The following is an 18,536-nucleotide window of genomic DNA, read 5'->3' as shown; positions in this document are numbered from 1 at the left end:
CCCCGTTCATCCGCGCGCCCGGCGCGCCAACTCGTGCAGCACCGCGGAGGTGGGCACGGGCGCCTGCCGGACGCCGGTCAGTTCCTGCTTGAGATAGGCGGTGTGCGAGGCGAACTCGCCGGCCGCGCCCTGGGGCCGGAAGCCGTGCCGGACGGCGAGCCGCCGCAACTCCTTGTCCGTGGAGAGCAGTTCGGCCAGCGCCTGACCCTTGTCCGTCAGCGGTACGACGGTGTGGTCGCTGTTGACCGTGGTGTCCGGGTAGAGCACCACCAGGTCGTCGGGCTGCTGCCCGCCCGTGAGAAGCGAGGCGACCTGCGACTCGTAGACCCAGACCAGCGGGTTGCCGGCGCCGCTGACGAAGTCCCGGAACACCGCGTCCGAACTGGACTGCTGGGCACCCTGCACGGTGACGAGCCTCTTCAGCAGCGGCTCGGTGCGGTCGAGGCCGCCCTTGTCGGCCACCACCTGCCCGCCGTTCGCCACGTAGGAGGCGGCGGCGAGATAGAGGGCACCGGAGTTGGAGGACTCCGGATCGGTGCTGGAGATGAAGAGCGTCCCGCTCAACTCCCCATATTTACTGGCCCCCTTCAGCTGCTGCCAAGTGCGGTCATGACGGGCCGCGTCAAGATACGCGGCCACCTTCAGAGTGCCGCGGTGCCCGCTGTCCAAGGTCGCGAGGCCGTTCGCCGCGAGCACCTGGGCGGCGCTGCGGTGGGCCACGACGACGAGGGGCGAGTAGAACGGCCTGGGGAGCGTCCCGTGCACCTTGTACCGCGTCGCCAGCTCGACGGCGGGCGACTGGCTGGACGGGAACGCGAGGTCGTACCCCTTGAGGTCGAGCCCCTCCATGGCCCAGGACCCGGAGGTCTCGGCCTTCACGGTGTAGCCCTTGGTGGCGAGGGCCTTCACCACATCCGGATCGGCGAAGTACTCGGCCTTCTCCGACCCGATCACCATGCGCACGGTCTTCGTTGCCGTGCCCTTGTCCCCGTCATACCGGCCTGCGACGACGGCAGCCACCACGCCACCGATCAGCAGCACCGCAAGGACGATCCCTGCAATACGTTTCACGCCACGGAGAGTGCTCGCGGAATTCAACATTCACCGCCGCCGGGCATGAACGGCAGGTGTCACCCCGGTCCCGGTACAACACGCGATCTGCCACGGCGTTCACGGGGCGCGGGAAAACTGCGCGGCCCGCCGGCCGGCTCACCGTCGAGCACGGTCTGACGCGATCCCGCAAGCCGCGACGGTCCTGCAGCGCCAGTGGCCGCATCGAGCCATCTACCCAGGAAGGCCTCTGATGCGCAGGGCGACCTATTCGATGGCTGTCTCGCTCGACGGCTCCATCGTCGGGCCGGAGGGATGCTGGGGCGGCGGCTGTACGAGACGATGCTGTACTGGGAGATCGCCGATCAGGATCATTCGCTCGACGCAACGCTCGAGTGGGCCGGGCTCTGGAAGCCGCTACCGAGAGTGGTGTTCTCCACCATGCTGTCGACGGTGCAGGGCCATGCCCGCCTGGCCTCCGGTGGCCTGGCGGAGGAGATCGAGCGGCTGCGGGCCGAGCCGGGAGACGGTGACGTCGCGATCGGCGGCGCGACTCTCGCCGCCGAGGCGGCCGCGTTGGATCTGATCGACGAGTACCGGGCCAGGGTTTACCCCGTCCTGGTCGGCGGCGGCATTCCGTTCTTTCCCCGGAACGAGCGCCGGGTGGATCTCGAACTCGTCGAGACCCGCACCCTCGGATCGAAAGTCGTCTACCTCCGCACCGCGTCGCGCGCCAGCCGGGTCGTCCGCTGTCGTCACTCGATCCAACGCGCCGCGGCCTCGTAGGTGTTGTCCGGGGTGCTGTTGAACGCGATGGCCGCATCGGGGGCGTGCCGCCGAACCAGGTTGACAACTTGCTCCAGGAGTTCAACTTGATCATCTGAGTGCCGTAGGCCACCGCCGACGGTGACGCACTCCCACGGATGGGCTCGCAGCGCATTCCCGACGACCGACTCCACGTCGTCACTTCCATCGAGACCGAACAGGCAGGTCTCCACGCCCACGCCATGTTCGGCGAACTTGGCCAGTCCCGCCGCGATCGCCTCGGTTACCGGCTCGGGATCCCACGGCCCGGGCACCCGATACGGATCAAGCCCGATGACGAGGACGCGGGGTGAAACAGCTGAGTCCATGTCTGGACGGTACGCGCTGAACGACCCGCGAATGTCTTGTTTGCTGCCGGTCGCGCTCTGTTTGGCGGATCGGAACTGATGTACCAGTGGGGGCTGTGCAACGGCCGGCCGGTTCGTGCCTGCGGAGGGCACGGCGGCCTGGCGAGGCGTGCGCGTTTCGATCGTCGGTTTCTGGGGCGACCTCGTTCGCCCTCAAGACGCACACGAGTGCCACGATCGGCTCCGGGCGTGGTGTCACCGAGGTCAAGCAGATCGCCGGGAACATCGCGGTCGGTGACGACATCGCCCCCAACCCCCGCGCCTTCGTCGCCCGCGTCGACGATGACGATTTCGCCTACCAGCCCTCCCTCTGCGGGCTCAACTCGTTTGCCAAGCCGGTCAGTTGCCAGGGCATCGTCGCAGACAGCGCAGCCCTTCCACCCGCTGACCCAGCCACTGCCAACGGTCCTTTCCACGCCACTGTCTGGGTGCCGGTTCGCGGCCCGCAGGGGTGATCCGGGCTACGAGCTGGGCCGGGTGGGCCCTGTCAGCTCCTGGACTGCCTCGATCACGGTGTCCACCACCTCGGTCACCGGCTTGCATGCGTCGATGATGGTCGCGCCACGGCTTTCGTAGATCGCTCGCATCCGGGGGTTCCACTTCAGGGCCGCTGCGAGTTCTTCGGGATGCCGGCCGAATGCGTTGGTGGTGCGGGTGGCGAGCCGGTGGCGGAGCGTGTCCTCGTCGATCACCAGGCACACGGTGAGGTCGAAGAGATCGCGGACGCCTGCCTCGTTCTCCGCCGATCCGCACAGGAACGCGACGCGGAAGCGGGACTGTTCGACGAGGTCCTCCACGCGCTCGCGGACGATCGCCCACCCGTATCGGTCGAGCCAGCCCTCGGGAACCGGATACGGAGGATCCCTCACGACCTCTCCGTCGGCTCGGTCGATCCAGCGGCTGAAGCCGTCCTCGTCGGCGTCGAGCGCGAAGTAGCCGCGCGCTCGCAGCAGTTGGCACAGCGTGGACTTGCCTGTACCTGAATTGCCCGTCACCCACACCAATGTCACGCCGCCAGGGTAGACATGGCCGCTCAGGGCCGGCGATGCGGCCCGCTGGACCCGAAGCCACCCCGTGTGCGCGCACGGCAAAGGTTCGGCCGGCGCTCGGTGACCTCCCTCAATCGCCCGACACGGCTTGCCCTTCCGGGGTTGAGTCATGGGTCGCAAGCACCGCTTGCGGGACGGCGCCCTCGGGCGGTGCCGGGCGTGGCATGAGCAGTAGTGCGGCCATGGCGACGATTGCGCAGCCGATGATGTACCAGCTGATGTAGGTGCTGGATCCGGTGTGCTGGAGGATCGCCGCGGCGATGAGCGGCGCCGGTCCGCCCGCGATGACCGAGGCGAGCTGGTACCCGAGCCCCGCACCGCTGTAGCGCACGTTCGTCCCGAACCCTTCGGCGATCAGCGCGGCTTGGGGCCCGTACTGGATGTCGTGGAAGACGAGGGAGAGCACGATGGCGAGCAGGACCAGCCCAGAACGTCCCGTGTCGAGCATGGCGAAGTAGGGGAACGCGAACAGCCCGACGCAGCAGATCCCGATCCCGTATACGAGGCGCCTTCCGAAACGGTCGGAGAGGTGGCCGAACAGTGGGACGCTGATCAGGCCGACTGCCGCCGCGATAAGCGTGTCGTTCAGCAACTCACCTTTGGGGAGACCGACTTTCTCGGTGCCGTAGGTGAGCACGAAGGTGATGAAGAGGTAGAAGGGCGCCTGCTCCGACATGCGTACGAAGGCGGAGGTCAGCACGGCGCGGGGCTGATGCCGCAGCACGCTGAAGACGGGCTGACGTACCACCACGCGCTCCTGCTTCACCTCGGCGAAGGCCGGACTCTCCAGGACCCGCAACCGCACGTACAGACCGATGCCGATCAGCACCGCGCTGGCGAGGAAGGGGATCCGCCAGCCCCAGCTGTCGAACTCTCCACCGGCGACCGAGTTCATCAGCTTGACCATGCCGGTCGAGGCGAGGAGCCCCAAGGGCACGCCGAGTTGCGGCCAGCTCGCCATCAGCCCGCGCCGGCTCCGGGAGCCCCACTCCATGGACAACAGGACCGAGCCGCCCCACTCCCCGCCCACGCCGATGCCTTGCACGATGCGCAGCAGGACCAGAAGCACCGGAGCGGCGAGCCCGAGGGAGGCGTAGCCCGGCAGGAGGCCGATGAGGAAAGTGCTCGCGCCCATAAGGAGGAGGGTGGTCACCAGGGTTGATTTGCGGCCCACCCGGTCACCGATGTGCCCAAAGATCGCGGCCCCGAGCGGACGGGCCGCGAAGCCCACGAACTGCGTGCCGAAGGACGCGAGTACTCCGGTGTACGTGGCATGGCCAGGAAAGAAGACATGGGGGAAGACGAGGGCGGCGGCGGTTCCGTAGAGGAAGAAGTCGTACCACTCGATCGCGGTGCCCACCGTGCTGGCGATCACTGCGCGACGGCGATGTCTGCGTGTCGCTTCGGGGACGGCTGCGGTGGTGTGGCTGGTGGCCATGACGACTCCCAAAAGTGGTTGAACCACTGACCCACTGAACGGGTTTCGGAGAGAGTGCTAGCCTTCTGTGGGGGTGTCAAGAGGGGGCGCGGGGATGAGTGAATCTCTACGACCGGTCAGCCGTCCGCGGCTGTACGAGCAGCTCGTCGAGCGCCTCCGCGCCTACATCGAGGAAGCCGAACTCCAGCCGGGCGACCGGTTGCCCGCCGAGCGTGACCTGGCCGAGCGGTTGGGCGTCAGCCGCAACTCCGTCAAACAGGCCACGGTTGTACTGGAAGTCCAGGGCATCGTCGAGATCCGGCACGGCGGCGGAACCTATCTGCGCCGCAGGGACTTTCCGGCCGAGCCCGTCGCCGCGTTGCTCGACCGGCGGCAGCGTCTGCCCGACGTCCTCGACGCTCGGGAGGCGATCGAGACGAAGATGGCCGAACTCGCCGCGGACCGGCGCACGGAGGACGATCTCGTCGCCATGGACGCGGCACTCGACGCTATGCGGCATGCCATCAAGGCCGGAGATCTCGGTTGCGAGGCGGACCGGGACTTCCACACGGCCGTCGCCGCCGCGTCGCACAACCCGGTTCTCATCGAGTTCTACCGGCAGTTGGCCCCGCAGATCGCCGAGACCCGCGCCGAGTCCCTGCGCCAGCCGGGCAGGCCGCCGCGTTCTCTTGCGCAGCACCAGCGGATAGCCGACGCGATCCGCGCCGGCAACATGCGGCAGGCCGCAGCAGCCGCACGCCGCCACGTCCGCACGGTGGGCGACGTCCGGCTGCTCTCCTGGCGCCCGGACGACGACGCCGCGCCGGACGGCGATCGGTCGTAACAGGGGACAGCGCACACCTTCGCACGCAAGTCACTTCGGCAACCGGTACTGTGACGGGCCCTTCGCACTCTTCCCGTTCGAAATGAAATGCCGGCGGCGCGCCAGGACGGGACCTGGGTGGCGGAACAGCACCTTGGCACCGTTGAGGGTGGCGTTCTTGTACGCGATGGCCTTGCGCCCGGTCAGGATGCTGCGTTTCGGTGACTCGTCGGCGTGGAGAAACTGGATCAGTCCGTGTCGTCGCCCCAGGCTTATGCACTCGTGAATGTAGCGATAGCGGAACCGCCCCGGCTCCCGCCCGGTCAACCTCGCGGCGATGACGTCGGCGGCCTTGGGTCCGGTGAGGCCACCGGTCCGGCAGCCCATCGCGAGCTCGCTCCCCCACGCACCGGCAACGGCCGCGGCGTCACCGATCACGTACACACCCGGATGGGACACCGACTCCAGGTTCGAGTCCACGTGGGCACGGTCCTGGTTGTCGACCGCGAGGCCGCTGGCCCGGGCGAGCTTGGGAACCCTGAACCCGCCTGCCCACAGGCACAGTTCGAACGGCACGCGACCACCGTCGTCCAGCTCCAGCTCGTCCGCGTGCACCTCCTGGACCCGTCCACCGCTCCGGGTCGCCACGCCCAACGTCTCGAAGGTCCGCGTGACGTACGCCTGCGCCTTGGGCGACAGCCACGCGCCCGGCCGGGCGTTGCTGACCAACGTCACCTGAAGATCCGGGAAGGACTCGGCGACCTCGGTGGCGATCTCGATGCCGGTCAAGCCGCCGCCGCAGACGGCGACCCGGCCCTTACGTTGCGCGAGAACCTGCAAGCGTGTGCACACCTGGGAGGCTGCACCGCTGCCGACGAGGCTCCACGCGTGGGTGGCGACTCCGGGCACGCTCTCGACATCGATATTGCTCCCCAAGGCGTAGACCAGCGTGTTGTACGGCATGACGTGAGGCTCGCCGGCCTGGACCGTCGTCACGGTGCGCGCGTCGAGGTCGATGCCGACGACCGAGCCGATCACCAGACGCACCGACGTCTTCCGTAGGTATCGCGCGACGGGCACGGATTCGATCGCCTGCCCCGTAGCCAACTGGTGCAGCCGGGGACGCTCGACGAAGTCCGGAATGGCCGTCACCAGCGTCACCGACACCTCGTTGCTGCGCACCTGCCGGGCGCACCGTTTCGCGGCGACCAGGCCCGCGTATCCGGCGCCCAGCACCAGCACCTTGTGCGTCATGACGATCCTCCGTTTCCCTGCAACTCTTATGCTCTCGCTGCCTCTCACTGCGTCTCGCTTGCCTCTGAGACGCGATCACCGGGCCCGCTGTGACCCCCACGGTGCCGCTCGTGTCACCTCTGGCGCGGACTGCGGCGGAGCGGATGGTCGGGTCCGACCAGAGGTCCCAGGTGACGGAGCGTGTGGGGATTGAAGGATCGAGTGGATGGTGTGCACCTTGCCGCCGATCACGTCCACGGACGGCACGTCGAGGAGCCCGCCCAGTGGGTCGCGTATGAGAACGCCGGGCTGGGCGTTCACCGTCCTGCGTTCGAGATGCAGGTCGTAGCGCTGTAGTGCGGTGCTCAGCACGGTGAGCGGACGCAGGACCGCGCCGAGCAACTCGCAGGACGCGACGAACCGGATCAACGGCAGCGGGAACACAGCCGCTCCCGTCTGCCCCATCTCGACGAGCCTCTCCCCCGACTGGGACACCTTGAGCGCCCCCGAATACACGAGAACGAGCGCCAACAACGCCTGCCCTACCCACAGTGCAACGTTCATCACGATCTCCTGGAATCAACGTTCTCCCTGGAGACGCGACAGCGGCGGTGCGTGTGACATCCCGTGCTGCTTTCAGTCCGACAGACCCCCACGCCACATCTGCGCATGAGAAGCGTGACCTTTGCCATGCCTCGTCAGGTGGGCCGCCTGCCACCGCTCGCCGCTTTGAGCCGTGCCTCCATCGCCTCGGCAAGTGCGTACACACCGGACATGGGGCGGATCATGACGAACAGTTCGTCGATCAAACCCGAGCCGTCGAGGTGGATGAAATCACAGCCTTCGACCTGCCTGTCTCCCACACATGCCTGGAAGACAAGCGCCAGGTCTCGTCCGTCCGTAGAACCGATCTCCCGGGTGTAACGGAAGTCTTCAAGGACGTCCGCGACGGCGTACAGAAGCGGTGCGACTGCGTCGCGCCCGCGATAGGGCGCGAACACGACAGGACTGCGGAATGCGACGTTCGCCGCGAGCAGCGTCACGGCCGTGTCGACGTCGTGACCTGCCATGGCAAGGCCGAACGGATGCATTTCTACCTCCGGGGATGTCGAGGCTCAGCGCCTCTCCATAAGACGCCCCGCGAACCCCCATCTGTGACATCTCTGCTTCGACATGGCGAAGAGGCTCCGGCTTCACCTCTTGGACTCTGGCCTTGCTGGCAAACATTGCCAGTGGGCTGAGTTTGGCGGAGGGTGCGGCGAGCTGAGCGGCAGCCGATGTCGCCGTAGGTTGCGTGCCTCGCCCGAAGGCGGGCCACGGCCCACGGTCTGGTCGGCGGTGCGGCCGCCCTGGGCAGGAGCGCGGCCGAGTAGATCGTCTGAGGGATCCAGCAGCACCGACCCGACGCAGCTGATCCCCGTCGCCCGCCGCCGCCCCGACGCTCGGTGTCCCCCGGATCGCACGCTCTGTGGCCGCACCCCGCCGTCGGCGTACAGGTGTCGCGGGCGGTGCGGCCGTTGTCCGCGTTTGCCGCGGATCGGCGGGATAGCCTGGATTGGAGGGATCAGCTGGGTGACGTCGTTGCGGGTGCCGCCGGTGGTAATCCTCCTCTCGGACCTGCTGCGCGCCGCGTAGGCGGTTACTCGACCTGCAACCCCGAGATGAGGAACCACATGAGCGACACACCTACCCGCAACGGCACCGACCTCACCGCAATCGAGGCCACACGGCGACGCCTCCGGGAGACGCACCTGCGGCCGGCCGGGCAGCGGCCCGCCTCCACTGCCAGAGGGCTGCACCACACCGCGCTGATCAGTAGCGACGTCGAGCGGACCATCGGCTTCTACCAGGGCCTCCTTGGCTTCCCTCTCACCGAGCTGATCGAGAACCGGGACTACCCCGGCTCCTCGCACTTCTTCTTCGACATCGGGCACGACAACCTGCTGGCGTTCTTCGACTTCCCCGGCCTCGACGTCGGCCCGTACGCGGAGGTGCTCGGCGGGCTTCACCACATCGCGATCTCGATGGAGCCCGACCGCTGGACCGAGATCGTCCGCCGCTTCGACGACGCCGGCATCGACTACGTCATTCACAGCGATGTGTCGGTGTACTTCCGCGACCCCGACGGTGCCCGCATCGAACTGATCGCAGACCCGCTCGGCGACATGTACGGACACGAGGTGCTCTGATTCCGAGCCGGCCACCGCGCGCGACGCCCAACCGGAGACATCTGATGAGCTGTCGCGCGCTTTTGGGCACGGTGTCGGGTCGGCGGTGCGGGCCCTCGCCAACAGCTCCGACGAGGGCCCGCCAGACTGGCCGTGGCCCGCCGGAGCGGAACCCTCGTCGACAAGCCTCCGGATGCGTGAAGCGCTCAATCGCGCCGTGGACCGATGAGCTTTCCCGGGCCCGGATCGGACACGCGGATCAGCGGAGGCCTGCGAAGAGATCGTTCTCCGGTACGGCCGCGCCGGTGGCGTCCTGGACCCGTACGAAGGTCTCCATGCCCATCAACTCACCGAACCTCTCCTTGCCCATCTTGAGGAAGAAAATGTTCTCGCCCTGACTGGCGTGCGCGGCCAGCGCGTCGAACTTCTGACCACTGAACGCGGTGGTGTCCACCCACGTGGTGATCTCATCGTCGGGCAGGCCGATCTCGGCCATGGCGGCGGCCTCGGCGGGATCCGGCTCCGGCATGTCGGGATGGAACTCTCGCATGATCTCCCCGAACCGCTGCATCCCCGAGCGGGGCATCGTGGTCCAGTACACCTTCGGCGTCAGCTCGGTCATCTCCAGCGCGGCCATCGTGATGCGGTGGGCCTGGATGTGGTCGGGGTGGCCGTAGAAGCCGTTCTCGTCGTAGGTGACGACCACATCGGGTCGGTAGTGCCGCATGAGTTCCGCAAGGCGGGCGGCGCCTTCCTCGACAGGGGTCTGCCAAAAGGATCCGGGGGCGTCGTTGCTCGGCCAGCCCATCATCCCGGAATCGCCGTAGTCGAGCATCTCCAGATCGCTGATCTTCAGGACGGCGCAGCTCTCCTCGAGTTCTTGACGGCGCATCAGGGCAACGGCCGACGGATCGTGCCCGGGGTCGCCCGGCTTGACGCCCCCCGGTCCGTCACCGCAAGCGCCGTCGGTACACGTCACGAGAACCGTGCGGATGCCCTCCGCCGCGTATCGCGCGAGGACTCCTCCGGTTCCGGTGGCTTCGTCGTCGGGGTGGGCGTGCACCGCCATGAGCGTCAAGGGCCGGTCAGTCATGGAACAGTCCTCCTGCATCAATACGTCTTGGTCCGAGTGCACGGCGGGCGTACCGCGACCCCGGGGCCCGGATCCTGGTGGGTCGGACGACCTTATGGTCTCCGTGTTCCCCGCCCGCTCAGTACCGGTCCCTCGATCGATGCAACAGCGCCGGCCGGACCAGCTGTTCCCGGCGCAGCCTATTGGCTGTCCGAGCGCCGGCGTTTCAACTCGAACGCGGTACAGACACGACATGCGCGCATCAGCGCCACGTCGGATCCCACTGCCCAGCGACGCCACAGCCCGCTTGTCCCCGGCCGGTTGAAACCACGCCGCCGATGAATCCGGTGCCCAGGAGGAAGTGAGTGAAGGCTTCGGCCGCGCCGGCGGTCAGAGCGGCCGCACTTCCGTCGGTGGTGTGATCATCGCGAAGCGCATCGATCGCTCGTCCGTCGAGCACATCACCGAGCAGGGCCACTTCGGCATCAACAACGTCGCGGAGCAGCGGAGAATGGACGCCCATCCAGGCCTCTGGTCGAGCATCGCTATCCGGCCGGGGCTGGGGAATTGGATGAGTACAAGCTGTGCGACCGCGCGACCGTTCTCAGGCGGCGAGGGGAGACAGTGTGCCGAAGGTCGTCGTGCCGCCCGTGGTGGCGGCCAGGAACTCGGCGCCGCGGATGACGCCAGTCCGGGCATACTGGCGATCACGGCTAGAAATGGGTTCGATGGTGGCGATTCCCGTCGGTGCGGCCCGTTGATGCCGGCACTCGGGATGGCTATCTCGTGGCAGGAGGACTGCTGAATGGCTCATGACGGCGACAGCCAAGGCAATGGCGCGGATTCTGCTCCTGCGTCACCGGGTGAGCCGCGTCTGCGGCACATGACCTCGGCGCCGACGGCTAGAACTCAGAACCTGCGCGTGCTCGAGGGCCGCTTCGTTCTCGAGCGGGTTTCCGACAGCCGCACGGTCGCCGCCGACTCTGACCTGCTCGCGCTCGTGCTCGGTCCGGACGGAGGCGCGGCGATGCGGCGCGACGACACGGCCGAAGACAGCTGGGCGGCACTGTGGAACGGCGATGACGCGCACGACCCGGAGGCGACGGGGATGCTCAGCGCCATCGTCGCGCCGCTCGCCGCCGACGGGCTCCCGGTCTGGACCGCCGCGAGCTACGACGGCGACCTCGTGCTCGTCCCGGCCGACCGGCTTGAGGAAGCCGTCGAAGTACTGCGCCGGGCCGGCCACCAGGTGGCCGTGTGACTGAGTCGGGACAGGAGAAGCGTTGAAGGCTTCGGGGGGCGGCCGCGTGCCGATCTGATGTCTTTCGAGGACTGCGCAGCGGACGCAAGCCCGCTCACTGGGGAGATCCCTCCAGGTCGAGCAGGTGAGTGAGTGATCGTCAGGCCAGGCGGAACAGTGTTTCTGCGTTGCCTGAGGCGATCTTGGCGCGGTCCGCGGCGTTGGGGATCGCGTCGAAGAAATGGGCGACGGCTGCTGCATCGGGTTGGTGGAAGGGGTAGTCGGTGGAGAACAGGACCCGGTCGGCACTGGTGAAGTCGAGGGCGTGACGCAGCAGGCGTTCGTGGAGCATGCCGCTGCTGGTGATGTGGATGTTGGTCTTGATGTAGTCCGACACCCTGCGTTCGAGATGCTTGGCGACATGGGAGAGGCTGTCGACGCGGTCCATCCAGAACAGCAGCATCTCGCCCCAGTGCCCGAGGACGAGCTGGAGTTCGGGGTGGCGGTCGAACGTGCCGCGCAGGATGAGCCGTAGCGCGGACAGGCCGGCCTCCATGTGCCAGCCCCAGCCGAACGTGGCCAACCCGAGGTCGGTCAGCGGATCAAGGCCGCGGTAGGCGGCATCGCGCAGTTCATTCGATGGGATCTGGGGGTGGATGAAGATGGGCTGGTGCAGGCGGGCCGCGGTGGCGAGCAGGTCGTCGTAGGCGGGATCGTCAAGGGGACGGCTACCGCTACGGCCGTGCACCATGGCGCCGACGTGGCCAAGGTGGGTGGCGCACCGTTCGAGTTCTGCGGCGGCGGCCTGCGGGTCGCTGGTGGGCAGGGTCGCGAACGCGCGAAAACGGTCGGGGTGTGCGCGAACTGCGTCGGTGGCCTCGTCGTTCGCGTCGCGGGCGAGTGCGACGGCTTCCGTTGCGGGCAAGGCTTGGGTGGCGGGGGTGACGACAGACAGGATCGAGATGTCGATCCCCGCAGCGTCCATCGCCTCGATGCGGCCGAGGCCGATGTCCTGGAGTCGGGCCTGATTGCTGCCCATGGCGTTGAAGGCGATGCTTTCGTCCCGTTGCGTGCCCTCCAGGCGGTCGAGTGCCTCGCGGATGCCGTCGCTGTTCCAGTGTTCTTCGATCGCGATGGTTCTCACAGTGATGTCGTCCAGACGTCGGTGCGGGATTGGTGGGGGCTACCAGGCGACGGGCCGGCCATGGCGGTCCAGGTAGTGCAGGCCACCCTTGCCGGGCTGGGATTCGATCGCGTCGGCCAGGCCGAGGATGCTCTGGTCGACCGCCAGGGGTGCGTCGGGGCCGCTCAGGGCGGTCGGCACCCAGCCGGCCGACATGAGCAGCAGCGTGCGCGGGTCGTCGGCGTGACGCGCGGTGAAGCTGCGGACGAGCTGGTTCAGCGCGGACTTGCCGGCCCGGTAGGCCTCGAAGCCGCCAGTGTTGTTGCCGGGCGATGCTGGACGCGAGCTTCGGCAGGAGCCGCACGGTGAGCGCGTGACCAGGCGTAGACGGCACCCCATCCCTATCGACTGATACCTATCATTCGATAACTAAGCTAAGTCGAAGCGGGGTACCTGTCAAACGATAGGCATTGGGAAGGGTGCCGATAGGCTGGCGGGGTGGAAGAGAAAGAGAGCTCGCAGCTGTTCGAGCTCGCCGACCTGATCCTGGCGGTGGGCCGGCACATCCAGGCGTCCAAAGAGGCCGCGGAGTCCGGGACACCGCTGGAGGGCGCGGTGATGCGGTTCATCGACCGTCACCCGGGCACGACTGCCAGCGCGGCGGCCGAAGCCACCCAGTTGATCTCCAGCAACTTCAGCAGGGCGGTCCGCGGCCTGGAGGAGAAGGGCCTGGTGCGCCGGGACGTCGATCCGCGCGACGCACGGCGCATCCGCCTCTACCCCACGGAAAAGGCGCAGGAGAATCTGCAGCGGCTGCGCGAAACCTGGACCCGCCTGCTCGACGGGATCGTCACCGACGCCGACGAGGTCAACACCGTCATCTCAACTCTTCAGAACATCGAGACCCGCCTCGTTGCTGAATCTCGCAGCACCAACCGACGGGCCACCGCTGAAGGGTGAAGGGTCCGGACCGAGCTGTGGCGGGCGAGAAGACCCTTCACTGCGGCTGGCTCCCCCTGCAGGACGAGTCGGTACAGCAGCGGGCGCGCGAGCGCGGACCCGCTGCCGAACTGGCCGGCGCCGACGCATCGGGTACGCGATGCGCTACTGACGAACCACAACGCCCCTCCCCCACTGATACCGGTCAACTCATCCACTTGTGACGGCGGTTGAGCCTCCGTCACGGGCCGGGGTGCGAGCATGACGTGCTACCGGACGAAGCAAACCCACTCGGCCACGAACGGCTTCATGATCCCGCCGCAGCAGTCCCCGCGCGGGCGGAGAGTCCTGGGCGAACGTGACCGCCATGGTGGTCGGAGCGGTGCTCTCCGCGCGAGTGAAAGTGAAACGGTGAGGGCGTCGCCTGGCTGGTGCCCTGCCGTGCGACGCCCTCGATATGAGTCCCACTCACGGAACCTGGCCTGAGTCCGTCAGGCCGCGGCTCAACGCCGCCGGTGGTTGCGGGCGCGGGCCAGTGCCAGGCTGCCTCCTCCGGCGACGATGAAGACGGCGGCGGCTCCCGCGAGGTACGGCGTGAGCGGAGTGCTGCCGGTCTCTGCGAGATTGCTCCCGCCATGCTCGCCGACGGACTGCGGCCGGGCGTCGTTGTGAACCGGTCCCGCAGCAGCAGACGGCTCCGCAGCAGGAGATCCTGCCACTCCCGCAGACGTGCAGCTCGCCTCGGCCAGCGTGACCGTTCCCTCCACTCGCGCGACGTTGAGCTTCAACGGGTCAATGGATACGTGCAGTTGAAGCGCGGTCGCGGCGGCGGTACGGCTGGTCGTCTCTGTGTTGGACAGGGCGAGCTGTACCGTGCCGACGCCAGGAACCTCCACCGTCCTGGTGCCCCTGACGGTGAGAGGGATCCGCTTGCCCAGGACGGTCACCGGGCCGGGGATGGCCGATGTGGCAACGGGCTGTTCGTTGGCCTTGCAGATCGCGGTCGAGGTCACCTGCTCGACCTCCACCAAGGCAAGCAGCGGCACCCCCGGGACATGAACCCGCGCGTGGACGAGGTGCGTGGTCGCCTTGGCCGCACTGTGCGTGACCTCGGCCCTAGCCGTGGCGACATCCGCCCGGAGCACGCTGACCGGCTGGCCGCCCTCGACCCCGTCGAGCCTGATGTCGAGAGCCTTCTTCTCGGCCGTCGCCGGAGCGTTGACCTCGTTGAGCGCGGTGTGCAACGGCACCGGCCCGAGCCCGCCGAGGCGTGAGACATCCAGGCTGGTCCGCAGGACAGCCGCACTGGCGCTGCCCTTCTTTACGTCGCCGGTGTGCGCGGATGCCGCAGTCCCCACTGCGGCCGGCGCGACGGCGAAGGCCCCGACAACGAGCAAGGCGGCCCATCCGCGAGCGGATACGGACGGGAGCGAGACAGAGCTGTTCAAGGTGACGATTCCCCTGGTTGAAAACTGCCGAACGATGAGAGACCGCACCGCGCGTCGACATCCGACGCGACGGCACCAGCCCAGGGTCATCCTGTCGACTCCGATAGCGGTGACACGCGCACGAAATGCCCATTCGTCACAAAGAGTTGGTTTCACACATCAAGTTCGACCAGTCGGCACGCTTTTCCGAACAACCTGTCCGTCATGGGCTCCGTTGCTCGCAGTTCCCTCACCAGGGCGCGTACGACGGCGGATCCCGCCAGTTCGGAGGTGGTGACATAGCCGATCTGGCGTGTCGGGCGCTGGTGGCCGAGGTCGGTGATCTCGACCGAGTCCGGTGCTCCGGCCAGGGAGAGAGCGGGCATGATCGCCATTCCGTGACCTGCGCGCACCAAGGAGAGGACCGCACCGTCGTCCTCGGCCTCGACGGTCGCTTCCGGGATCCAGTCCTGTGCTGCCCACCAGTTCCGGGTGTACGAGCCACAGTTCTCGGCCCAGTCGACCAGCGGCAGCGAACGCGGGGCGGCGTGACCAGCCGCGTGCACCAGGGCATACGGTTCCTCGAAGAGTCCATGAGCGACGACACCGGGTGGAAGCGGCACGGAGCCGCCCAGAGTGGCGATGCCTATATCGGCCTTCCCGTCGGCCACTTCGCCCGCGGTGCCGCGCCCCACCTCGCGTACGATCCGCACCCGCGGCTCGATCCCTGGATGCCGGGCGCGCAGCCCTTGAAGGACCGGAGGCAGCAGGTGGAGAGCCGCGCTGCGAAACGCCGCGATCCGCAGCGGCCCCTCCGCCGCGTCGGACCGGCCGGCAGCTCGCGCCTCAGCGGTCAGGATGTCCAGCAGGCGCAGGATACGGCGGGCGTGTGCCACTGCCTTGTCTCCGGCAGGGGTGGGGCGGGCGCCGGTGCGGCCGCGCTCGAAGAGCACCGCACCGATCTTGCGCTCGCTCCCGCGCACCGAGTGGGAGACCGCGGACTGGGTCAGACCGAGCCTTCCGGCCGCGGCCGAGAAACCGCCGCTGTCCGCTACAGCGACCAGTACGCGCAGTTCGTGCGGGGCGAGATCCGAGTCGATCGTGCGGGCCACAGGGCGCACCTCAACGTATGAGAACTGCTCATCGAATGCTGTGTCGCATGAGCCCAACCGGCTGCCCACCAGGGGCATTCCCGCCCTACGGTCCGGTCATGAACGAGACCGCGCTCGCCGTGCACCAGACTGCCCGTCCTCAAGGCTTCCCCACCGCCGACCACTTCGCCTTCGTGGAGTCGGCGATTCCCGATCCACCGGTCGGCAGCGCGCTGGTGAGGAACCTCTACTGGTCCGTCGACCCCTATCACCGAGAGATGATGGACGACTTGCCCGGAGGCTTCGCGCTCGACGCGCCGCTGGAGGGCCGCACCATCGGGCAGGTCGTCGCCTCGCGCACACCTCGGCTGGCCGAAGGCGAGATCGTGTTCCACCGGCAGGGCTGGCGCACGCATGCGGTGGTCACCCCCGAGAAGACACGGCAGCTGCCCCGCTTCGACTCGGTGCCCCTGACCGCATACTTGAGCATCCTCGGTGGCACCGGCCTGACCGCATACGTGGGCCTGACGAGGGTCGCGCGGCTCCAGGAGGGCGAGGACCTGTTCGTGTCCGCAGCGGCGGGCGGGGTCGGCACGGCGACCGGACGGTTCGCCCGACTGCTCGGCGCCGGACGGCTCGTGGGCTGCGTGGGCTCGGCGTCCAAGGCCGACCATCTGATGCGGGAGGTGGGCTATGACACGGTCTTCGACTACCACGACGGGCCCGTCGCCGACCTGCTCGGCAAGGCCGCACCGGACGGCATCGATGTGTTCGTCGACAACGTGGGCGGTGAGCAACTGGCCGCGGCGGTGGGAGCGTTGCGCGAGTTCGGGCGGATCGTCCGCGTCGGCACGATCAGCCAGTACAACACCCCCAACGCGCCGCTTCCGCGCTTCAACTACGCCGACATCGTGGAGAAGAGCCTCCGCATGGAGGGCTTCCTGGTCCGCAACTACCTTGATTTACAAGAGGAGTTGTACGAGTTCGCGGTGCCGTATCTGCAGAGCGGCCGGCTCGCTCTGGACGAGACGGTGGTGGACGGGTTCGAGCACATCGTGGACGCATTCCTGGGAATGCTGCACGGCCAGAACACCGGCAAGATCATCGTCCGGGAACGCACGCGCGTCCCGTCCTGATCACGCCGTCGGGCACTCACCGCCTGGTCTCGTACCTGGTCAGGAGCACGCCGTCGGGAAACGTCCGGGTCTCCACCAAGCTCAGGTTCACCCAGTGGTCCAGCGCTGTGAAGAACGGCGTGCCGCCGCCCACCAGGACCGGATGGGTGACGATCGCGTACTCGTCGATCAGCCCGGCCCGCATGGCCGCCGCGGCGAGCGTGGCACCGCCGATGTCCATGGGGCCGCCGTCGTCGCCCTTGAGCCTGGTGATCTCGGTGACCGCGTCGCCGGTGACCAGACGGGTGTTCCAGTCGACCGTGCTGGTCGTAGAGGAGAACACCACCTTCGGCATGTCCCGCCAGCGGCCGGCGAACTCGATCGCCGCCGGTGTGGCATCCGGCTGCTTGTCGGCTGTCGGCCAGTGGGAGCTCATCGTCTCCCACAGCTTGCGCCCGTACAGCGCCAGGCCCGTCGCGTCCACCCGGTCGGACCACCACTGGAACAGCTCGTCACTCGGCACGCTCCAGCCGAGGTCGTCGCCGGGCGCGGCGATGTAGCCGTCCAGGCTCATGTTCATGCCGAAGATCAGTTTCCGCACAGCGTCAGCCTCCCGTGAGACGGTATTCGGCGTACAGACCAGCACGGCGAGCAAAAGTCATCGGTCAGGCCACACCGACGACCAGTTCATCACGATCCCAAGCAGATGCTCCGTATGTAACCTCCGACGTACCGGCGGGGACGAGACGAGCCCGCCGCCACCGCCGTGATCCACGTACTGAGCCCAGTTATACCAAGATCAAACCCTGTCATCTCCTTGGCGCATAACTCTTGCCTCCGCCGGCATTGCTGCGGCTCTCACCTGCTGCCGCCGGCTGGTTGATGGTGGACCCAGGTGATCTCAGGTCGGACTGTTGGCAGTCCCCAGAGCTCCAGGACGCCGCCCACCAGATCGGCAAGGAACTGAACCGCCCCGCCGGTGTAGTGCCACCACGCGCCATTGCGCGAGGCGACGGTGACCGTCCATTCCTCTGGCCCGGCGGGACTGGTGGTCCACAAGAAGTAGTCCCCCTGGTTGGAGGTGGACCAGGGAAGCAGGCCGCCCGGGGCGGGGTACGGATGCATCGGGACGGCCAAGTTGGCGTCCTCGCACCACTCGGCGACGATTTCCAAGTCCTCGGTATCTTCGGCCCAGGCCACTTCGGCGCCGGCCGCCGGGCCGCCGACAAGCATGAAGTCGCTGAGCTCGAATGCCGGGTAGAGCTCGCAGAGGAGCTTGTAGTCAGCGGGCAGAGCAGTCCCCAACACGCTCTCCAGCCGTGGCCAGTCGACACTCGCCGGTGTCGGTAGACGGTGGGCCACAAGACCGGGCAGCACTCGTTCGAGTTCCGCGACCGACTCAACGGGGTTGGTCAAACGGCAGCCTGGGGCCTGCGTACCAGCGAGATCGTCCACGCGAGCAGACTGCCACAGCGGCTTCCCTCCACGCTCACCCTGGACAGCTGCCAAAGAATACGGCGTCCTAGTGTCCTGCGCCAGAGATCCGTCGGCAGAGGCGGGCGAGGGAGTCGAGGATCTCTTCGGCTGTCTTGGTCCAGATGAACGGCTTGGGGTCGT

At 67.7% G+C, this 18,536-nt stretch carries 20 protein-coding genes and 2 pseudogenes; 6 read left to right on the top strand and 16 right to left on the bottom strand.

The window, feature by feature from the left end:
* Nucleotides 1-6: 6 nt before the first annotated feature.
* Nucleotides 7-1,101: a hypothetical protein gene (locus ACGFYN_RS44155; protein WP_393871652.1), complete on the bottom strand. Its 1,095-nt coding sequence runs from the start codon at nucleotides 1,099-1,101 to the stop codon at nucleotides 7-9.
* A gap of 202 nt (nucleotides 1,102-1,303) precedes the next feature.
* Between ACGFYN_RS44155 and ACGFYN_RS44150 the strand changes: the two are divergent.
* Nucleotides 1,304-1,836, top strand: a pseudogene (locus ACGFYN_RS44150) (dihydrofolate reductase family protein).
* Here the strand turns inward: ACGFYN_RS44150 and ACGFYN_RS44145 are convergent.
* The 3 genes from ACGFYN_RS44145 to ACGFYN_RS44135 form a co-directional block, all read right to left on the bottom strand.
* Nucleotides 1,806-2,183, bottom strand: coding sequence for a hypothetical protein (locus ACGFYN_RS44145; RefSeq protein ID WP_393871651.1), 378 nt, complete (start codon nucleotides 2,181-2,183; stop codon nucleotides 1,806-1,808). The pseudogene ACGFYN_RS44150 and the gene ACGFYN_RS44145 sit on opposite strands and share 31 nt — an antisense overlap.
* Before the next feature lie 500 nt (nucleotides 2,184-2,683).
* Nucleotides 2,684-3,232 (bottom strand): AAA family ATPase, encoded by a 549-nt coding sequence (locus ACGFYN_RS44140; protein ID WP_393871650.1) that lies wholly within the window; start codon nucleotides 3,230-3,232, stop codon nucleotides 2,684-2,686.
* A gap of 109 nt (nucleotides 3,233-3,341) precedes the next feature.
* On the bottom strand, nucleotides 3,342-4,709 hold the full coding sequence (locus tag ACGFYN_RS44135; RefSeq protein ID WP_393871649.1) for an MFS transporter: 1,368 nt from the start codon (nucleotides 4,707-4,709) through the stop codon (nucleotides 3,342-3,344).
* Nucleotides 4,710-4,803: 94 nt separating this feature from the next.
* Here ACGFYN_RS44135 and ACGFYN_RS44130 point away from each other — a divergent pair, with 94 nt between their 5' ends.
* Nucleotides 4,804-5,532 carry a FadR/GntR family transcriptional regulator gene (locus ACGFYN_RS44130; protein ID WP_393871648.1) on the top strand — a complete coding sequence of 243 codons (729 nt, stop codon included), beginning with the start codon at nucleotides 4,804-4,806 and terminating at the stop codon, nucleotides 5,530-5,532.
* 30 nt (nucleotides 5,533-5,562) lie between these two features.
* Here the strand turns inward: ACGFYN_RS44130 and ACGFYN_RS44125 are convergent, their stop codons facing one another.
* The 4 genes and pseudogenes from ACGFYN_RS44125 to ACGFYN_RS44110 form a co-directional block, all read right to left on the bottom strand.
* Entirely contained in the window at nucleotides 5,563-6,765 is a 1,203-nt protein-coding gene (locus ACGFYN_RS44125) for an NAD(P)/FAD-dependent oxidoreductase (protein ID WP_393871647.1), read from the bottom strand.
* A gap of 75 nt (nucleotides 6,766-6,840) precedes the next feature.
* Nucleotides 6,841-7,308: a DoxX family protein gene (locus ACGFYN_RS44120; RefSeq protein WP_393871646.1), complete on the bottom strand. Its 468-nt coding sequence runs from the start codon at nucleotides 7,306-7,308 to the stop codon at nucleotides 6,841-6,843.
* A gap of 134 nt (nucleotides 7,309-7,442) precedes the next feature.
* A complete protein-coding gene (locus tag ACGFYN_RS44115; RefSeq protein ID WP_393871645.1) occupies nucleotides 7,443-7,835 on the bottom strand; it encodes a nuclear transport factor 2 family protein in 393 nt (130 codons plus the stop codon).
* A 387-nt stretch (nucleotides 7,836-8,222) separates the two neighbouring features.
* Nucleotides 8,223-8,342, bottom strand: a pseudogene (locus tag ACGFYN_RS44110) (IS5/IS1182 family transposase); the annotation flags it as partial.
* A 75-nt stretch (nucleotides 8,343-8,417) separates the two neighbouring features.
* Between ACGFYN_RS44110 and ACGFYN_RS44105 the strand changes: the two are divergent.
* Nucleotides 8,418-8,933 carry a VOC family protein gene (locus tag ACGFYN_RS44105; RefSeq protein WP_393871644.1) on the top strand — a complete coding sequence of 172 codons (516 nt, stop codon included), beginning with the start codon at nucleotides 8,418-8,420 and terminating at the stop codon, nucleotides 8,931-8,933.
* Between the two features lie 238 nt (nucleotides 8,934-9,171).
* Here ACGFYN_RS44105 and ACGFYN_RS44100 read toward each other — a convergent pair whose 3' ends face one another.
* Both ACGFYN_RS44100 and ACGFYN_RS44095 read right to left on the bottom strand, forming a co-directional pair.
* On the bottom strand, nucleotides 9,172-10,005 hold the full coding sequence (locus ACGFYN_RS44100) for a PIG-L family deacetylase (RefSeq protein WP_393871643.1): 834 nt from the start codon (nucleotides 10,003-10,005) through the stop codon (nucleotides 9,172-9,174).
* Between the two features lie 241 nt (nucleotides 10,006-10,246).
* A complete protein-coding gene (locus ACGFYN_RS44095; protein WP_393871642.1) occupies nucleotides 10,247-10,507 on the bottom strand; it encodes a hypothetical protein in 261 nt (86 codons plus the stop codon).
* A 282-nt stretch (nucleotides 10,508-10,789) separates the two neighbouring features.
* On the opposite strand from ACGFYN_RS44095, the gene ACGFYN_RS44090 reads away from it, so the two are divergent.
* Complete coding sequence (locus ACGFYN_RS44090) at nucleotides 10,790-11,245, top strand: ACT domain-containing protein (protein ID WP_393871641.1); 456 nt, start codon at nucleotides 10,790-10,792, stop codon at nucleotides 11,243-11,245.
* A gap of 139 nt (nucleotides 11,246-11,384) precedes the next feature.
* Here ACGFYN_RS44090 and ACGFYN_RS44085 read toward each other — a convergent pair whose 3' ends face one another.
* Together ACGFYN_RS44085 and ACGFYN_RS44080 are read right to left on the bottom strand one after the other, a co-directional pair.
* On the bottom strand, nucleotides 11,385-12,368 hold the full coding sequence (locus ACGFYN_RS44085; protein ID WP_393871640.1) for an amidohydrolase family protein: 984 nt from the start codon (nucleotides 12,366-12,368) through the stop codon (nucleotides 11,385-11,387).
* Between the two features lie 39 nt (nucleotides 12,369-12,407).
* Nucleotides 12,408-12,746, bottom strand: a complete 339-nt coding sequence (locus ACGFYN_RS44080) for a hypothetical protein (protein ID WP_393871639.1) — start codon at nucleotides 12,744-12,746, stop codon at nucleotides 12,408-12,410.
* A 99-nt stretch (nucleotides 12,747-12,845) separates the two neighbouring features.
* Here ACGFYN_RS44080 and ACGFYN_RS44075 point away from each other — a divergent pair, with 99 nt between their 5' ends.
* Nucleotides 12,846-13,307: a MarR family winged helix-turn-helix transcriptional regulator gene (locus ACGFYN_RS44075; protein ID WP_393871638.1), complete on the top strand. Its 462-nt coding sequence runs from the start codon at nucleotides 12,846-12,848 to the stop codon at nucleotides 13,305-13,307.
* A 482-nt stretch (nucleotides 13,308-13,789) separates the two neighbouring features.
* Here ACGFYN_RS44075 and ACGFYN_RS44070 read toward each other — a convergent pair whose 3' ends face one another.
* Together ACGFYN_RS44070 and ACGFYN_RS44065 are read right to left on the bottom strand one after the other, a co-directional pair.
* Entirely contained in the window at nucleotides 13,790-14,824 is a 1,035-nt protein-coding gene (locus ACGFYN_RS44070; protein ID WP_393871637.1) for an SCO1860 family LAETG-anchored protein, read from the bottom strand.
* 62 nt (nucleotides 14,825-14,886) lie between these two features.
* Complete coding sequence (locus ACGFYN_RS44065; RefSeq protein ID WP_393871636.1) at nucleotides 14,887-15,825, bottom strand: LysR family transcriptional regulator; 939 nt, start codon at nucleotides 15,823-15,825, stop codon at nucleotides 14,887-14,889.
* A gap of 98 nt (nucleotides 15,826-15,923) precedes the next feature.
* On the opposite strand from ACGFYN_RS44065, the gene ACGFYN_RS44060 reads away from it, so the two are divergent.
* Entirely contained in the window at nucleotides 15,924-16,940 is a 1,017-nt protein-coding gene (locus ACGFYN_RS44060) for an NADP-dependent oxidoreductase (RefSeq protein WP_393871635.1), read from the top strand.
* Nucleotides 16,941-16,956: 16 nt separating this feature from the next.
* On the opposite strand, the gene ACGFYN_RS44055 is transcribed toward ACGFYN_RS44060, so the two are convergent.
* Together ACGFYN_RS44055 and ACGFYN_RS44050 are read right to left on the bottom strand one after the other, a co-directional pair.
* Nucleotides 16,957-17,520 carry a dihydrofolate reductase family protein gene (locus tag ACGFYN_RS44055; RefSeq protein ID WP_393871634.1) on the bottom strand — a complete coding sequence of 188 codons (564 nt, stop codon included), beginning with the start codon at nucleotides 17,518-17,520 and terminating at the stop codon, nucleotides 16,957-16,959.
* 257 nt (nucleotides 17,521-17,777) lie between these two features.
* Entirely contained in the window at nucleotides 17,778-18,374 is a 597-nt protein-coding gene (locus ACGFYN_RS44050; protein ID WP_393871633.1) for an SMI1/KNR4 family protein, read from the bottom strand.
* Nucleotides 18,375-18,536: the final 162 nt, after the last annotated feature.

The sequence above is a fragment of the Streptomyces sp. NPDC048419 genome, from assembly GCF_043200415.1.
Classification (GTDB): Bacteria; Actinomycetota; Actinomycetes; order Streptomycetales; family Streptomycetaceae; genus Streptomyces.
Note: the sequence above shows the minus strand (reverse complement) of the source record. Positions and strands in the feature narration are given on the sequence as shown.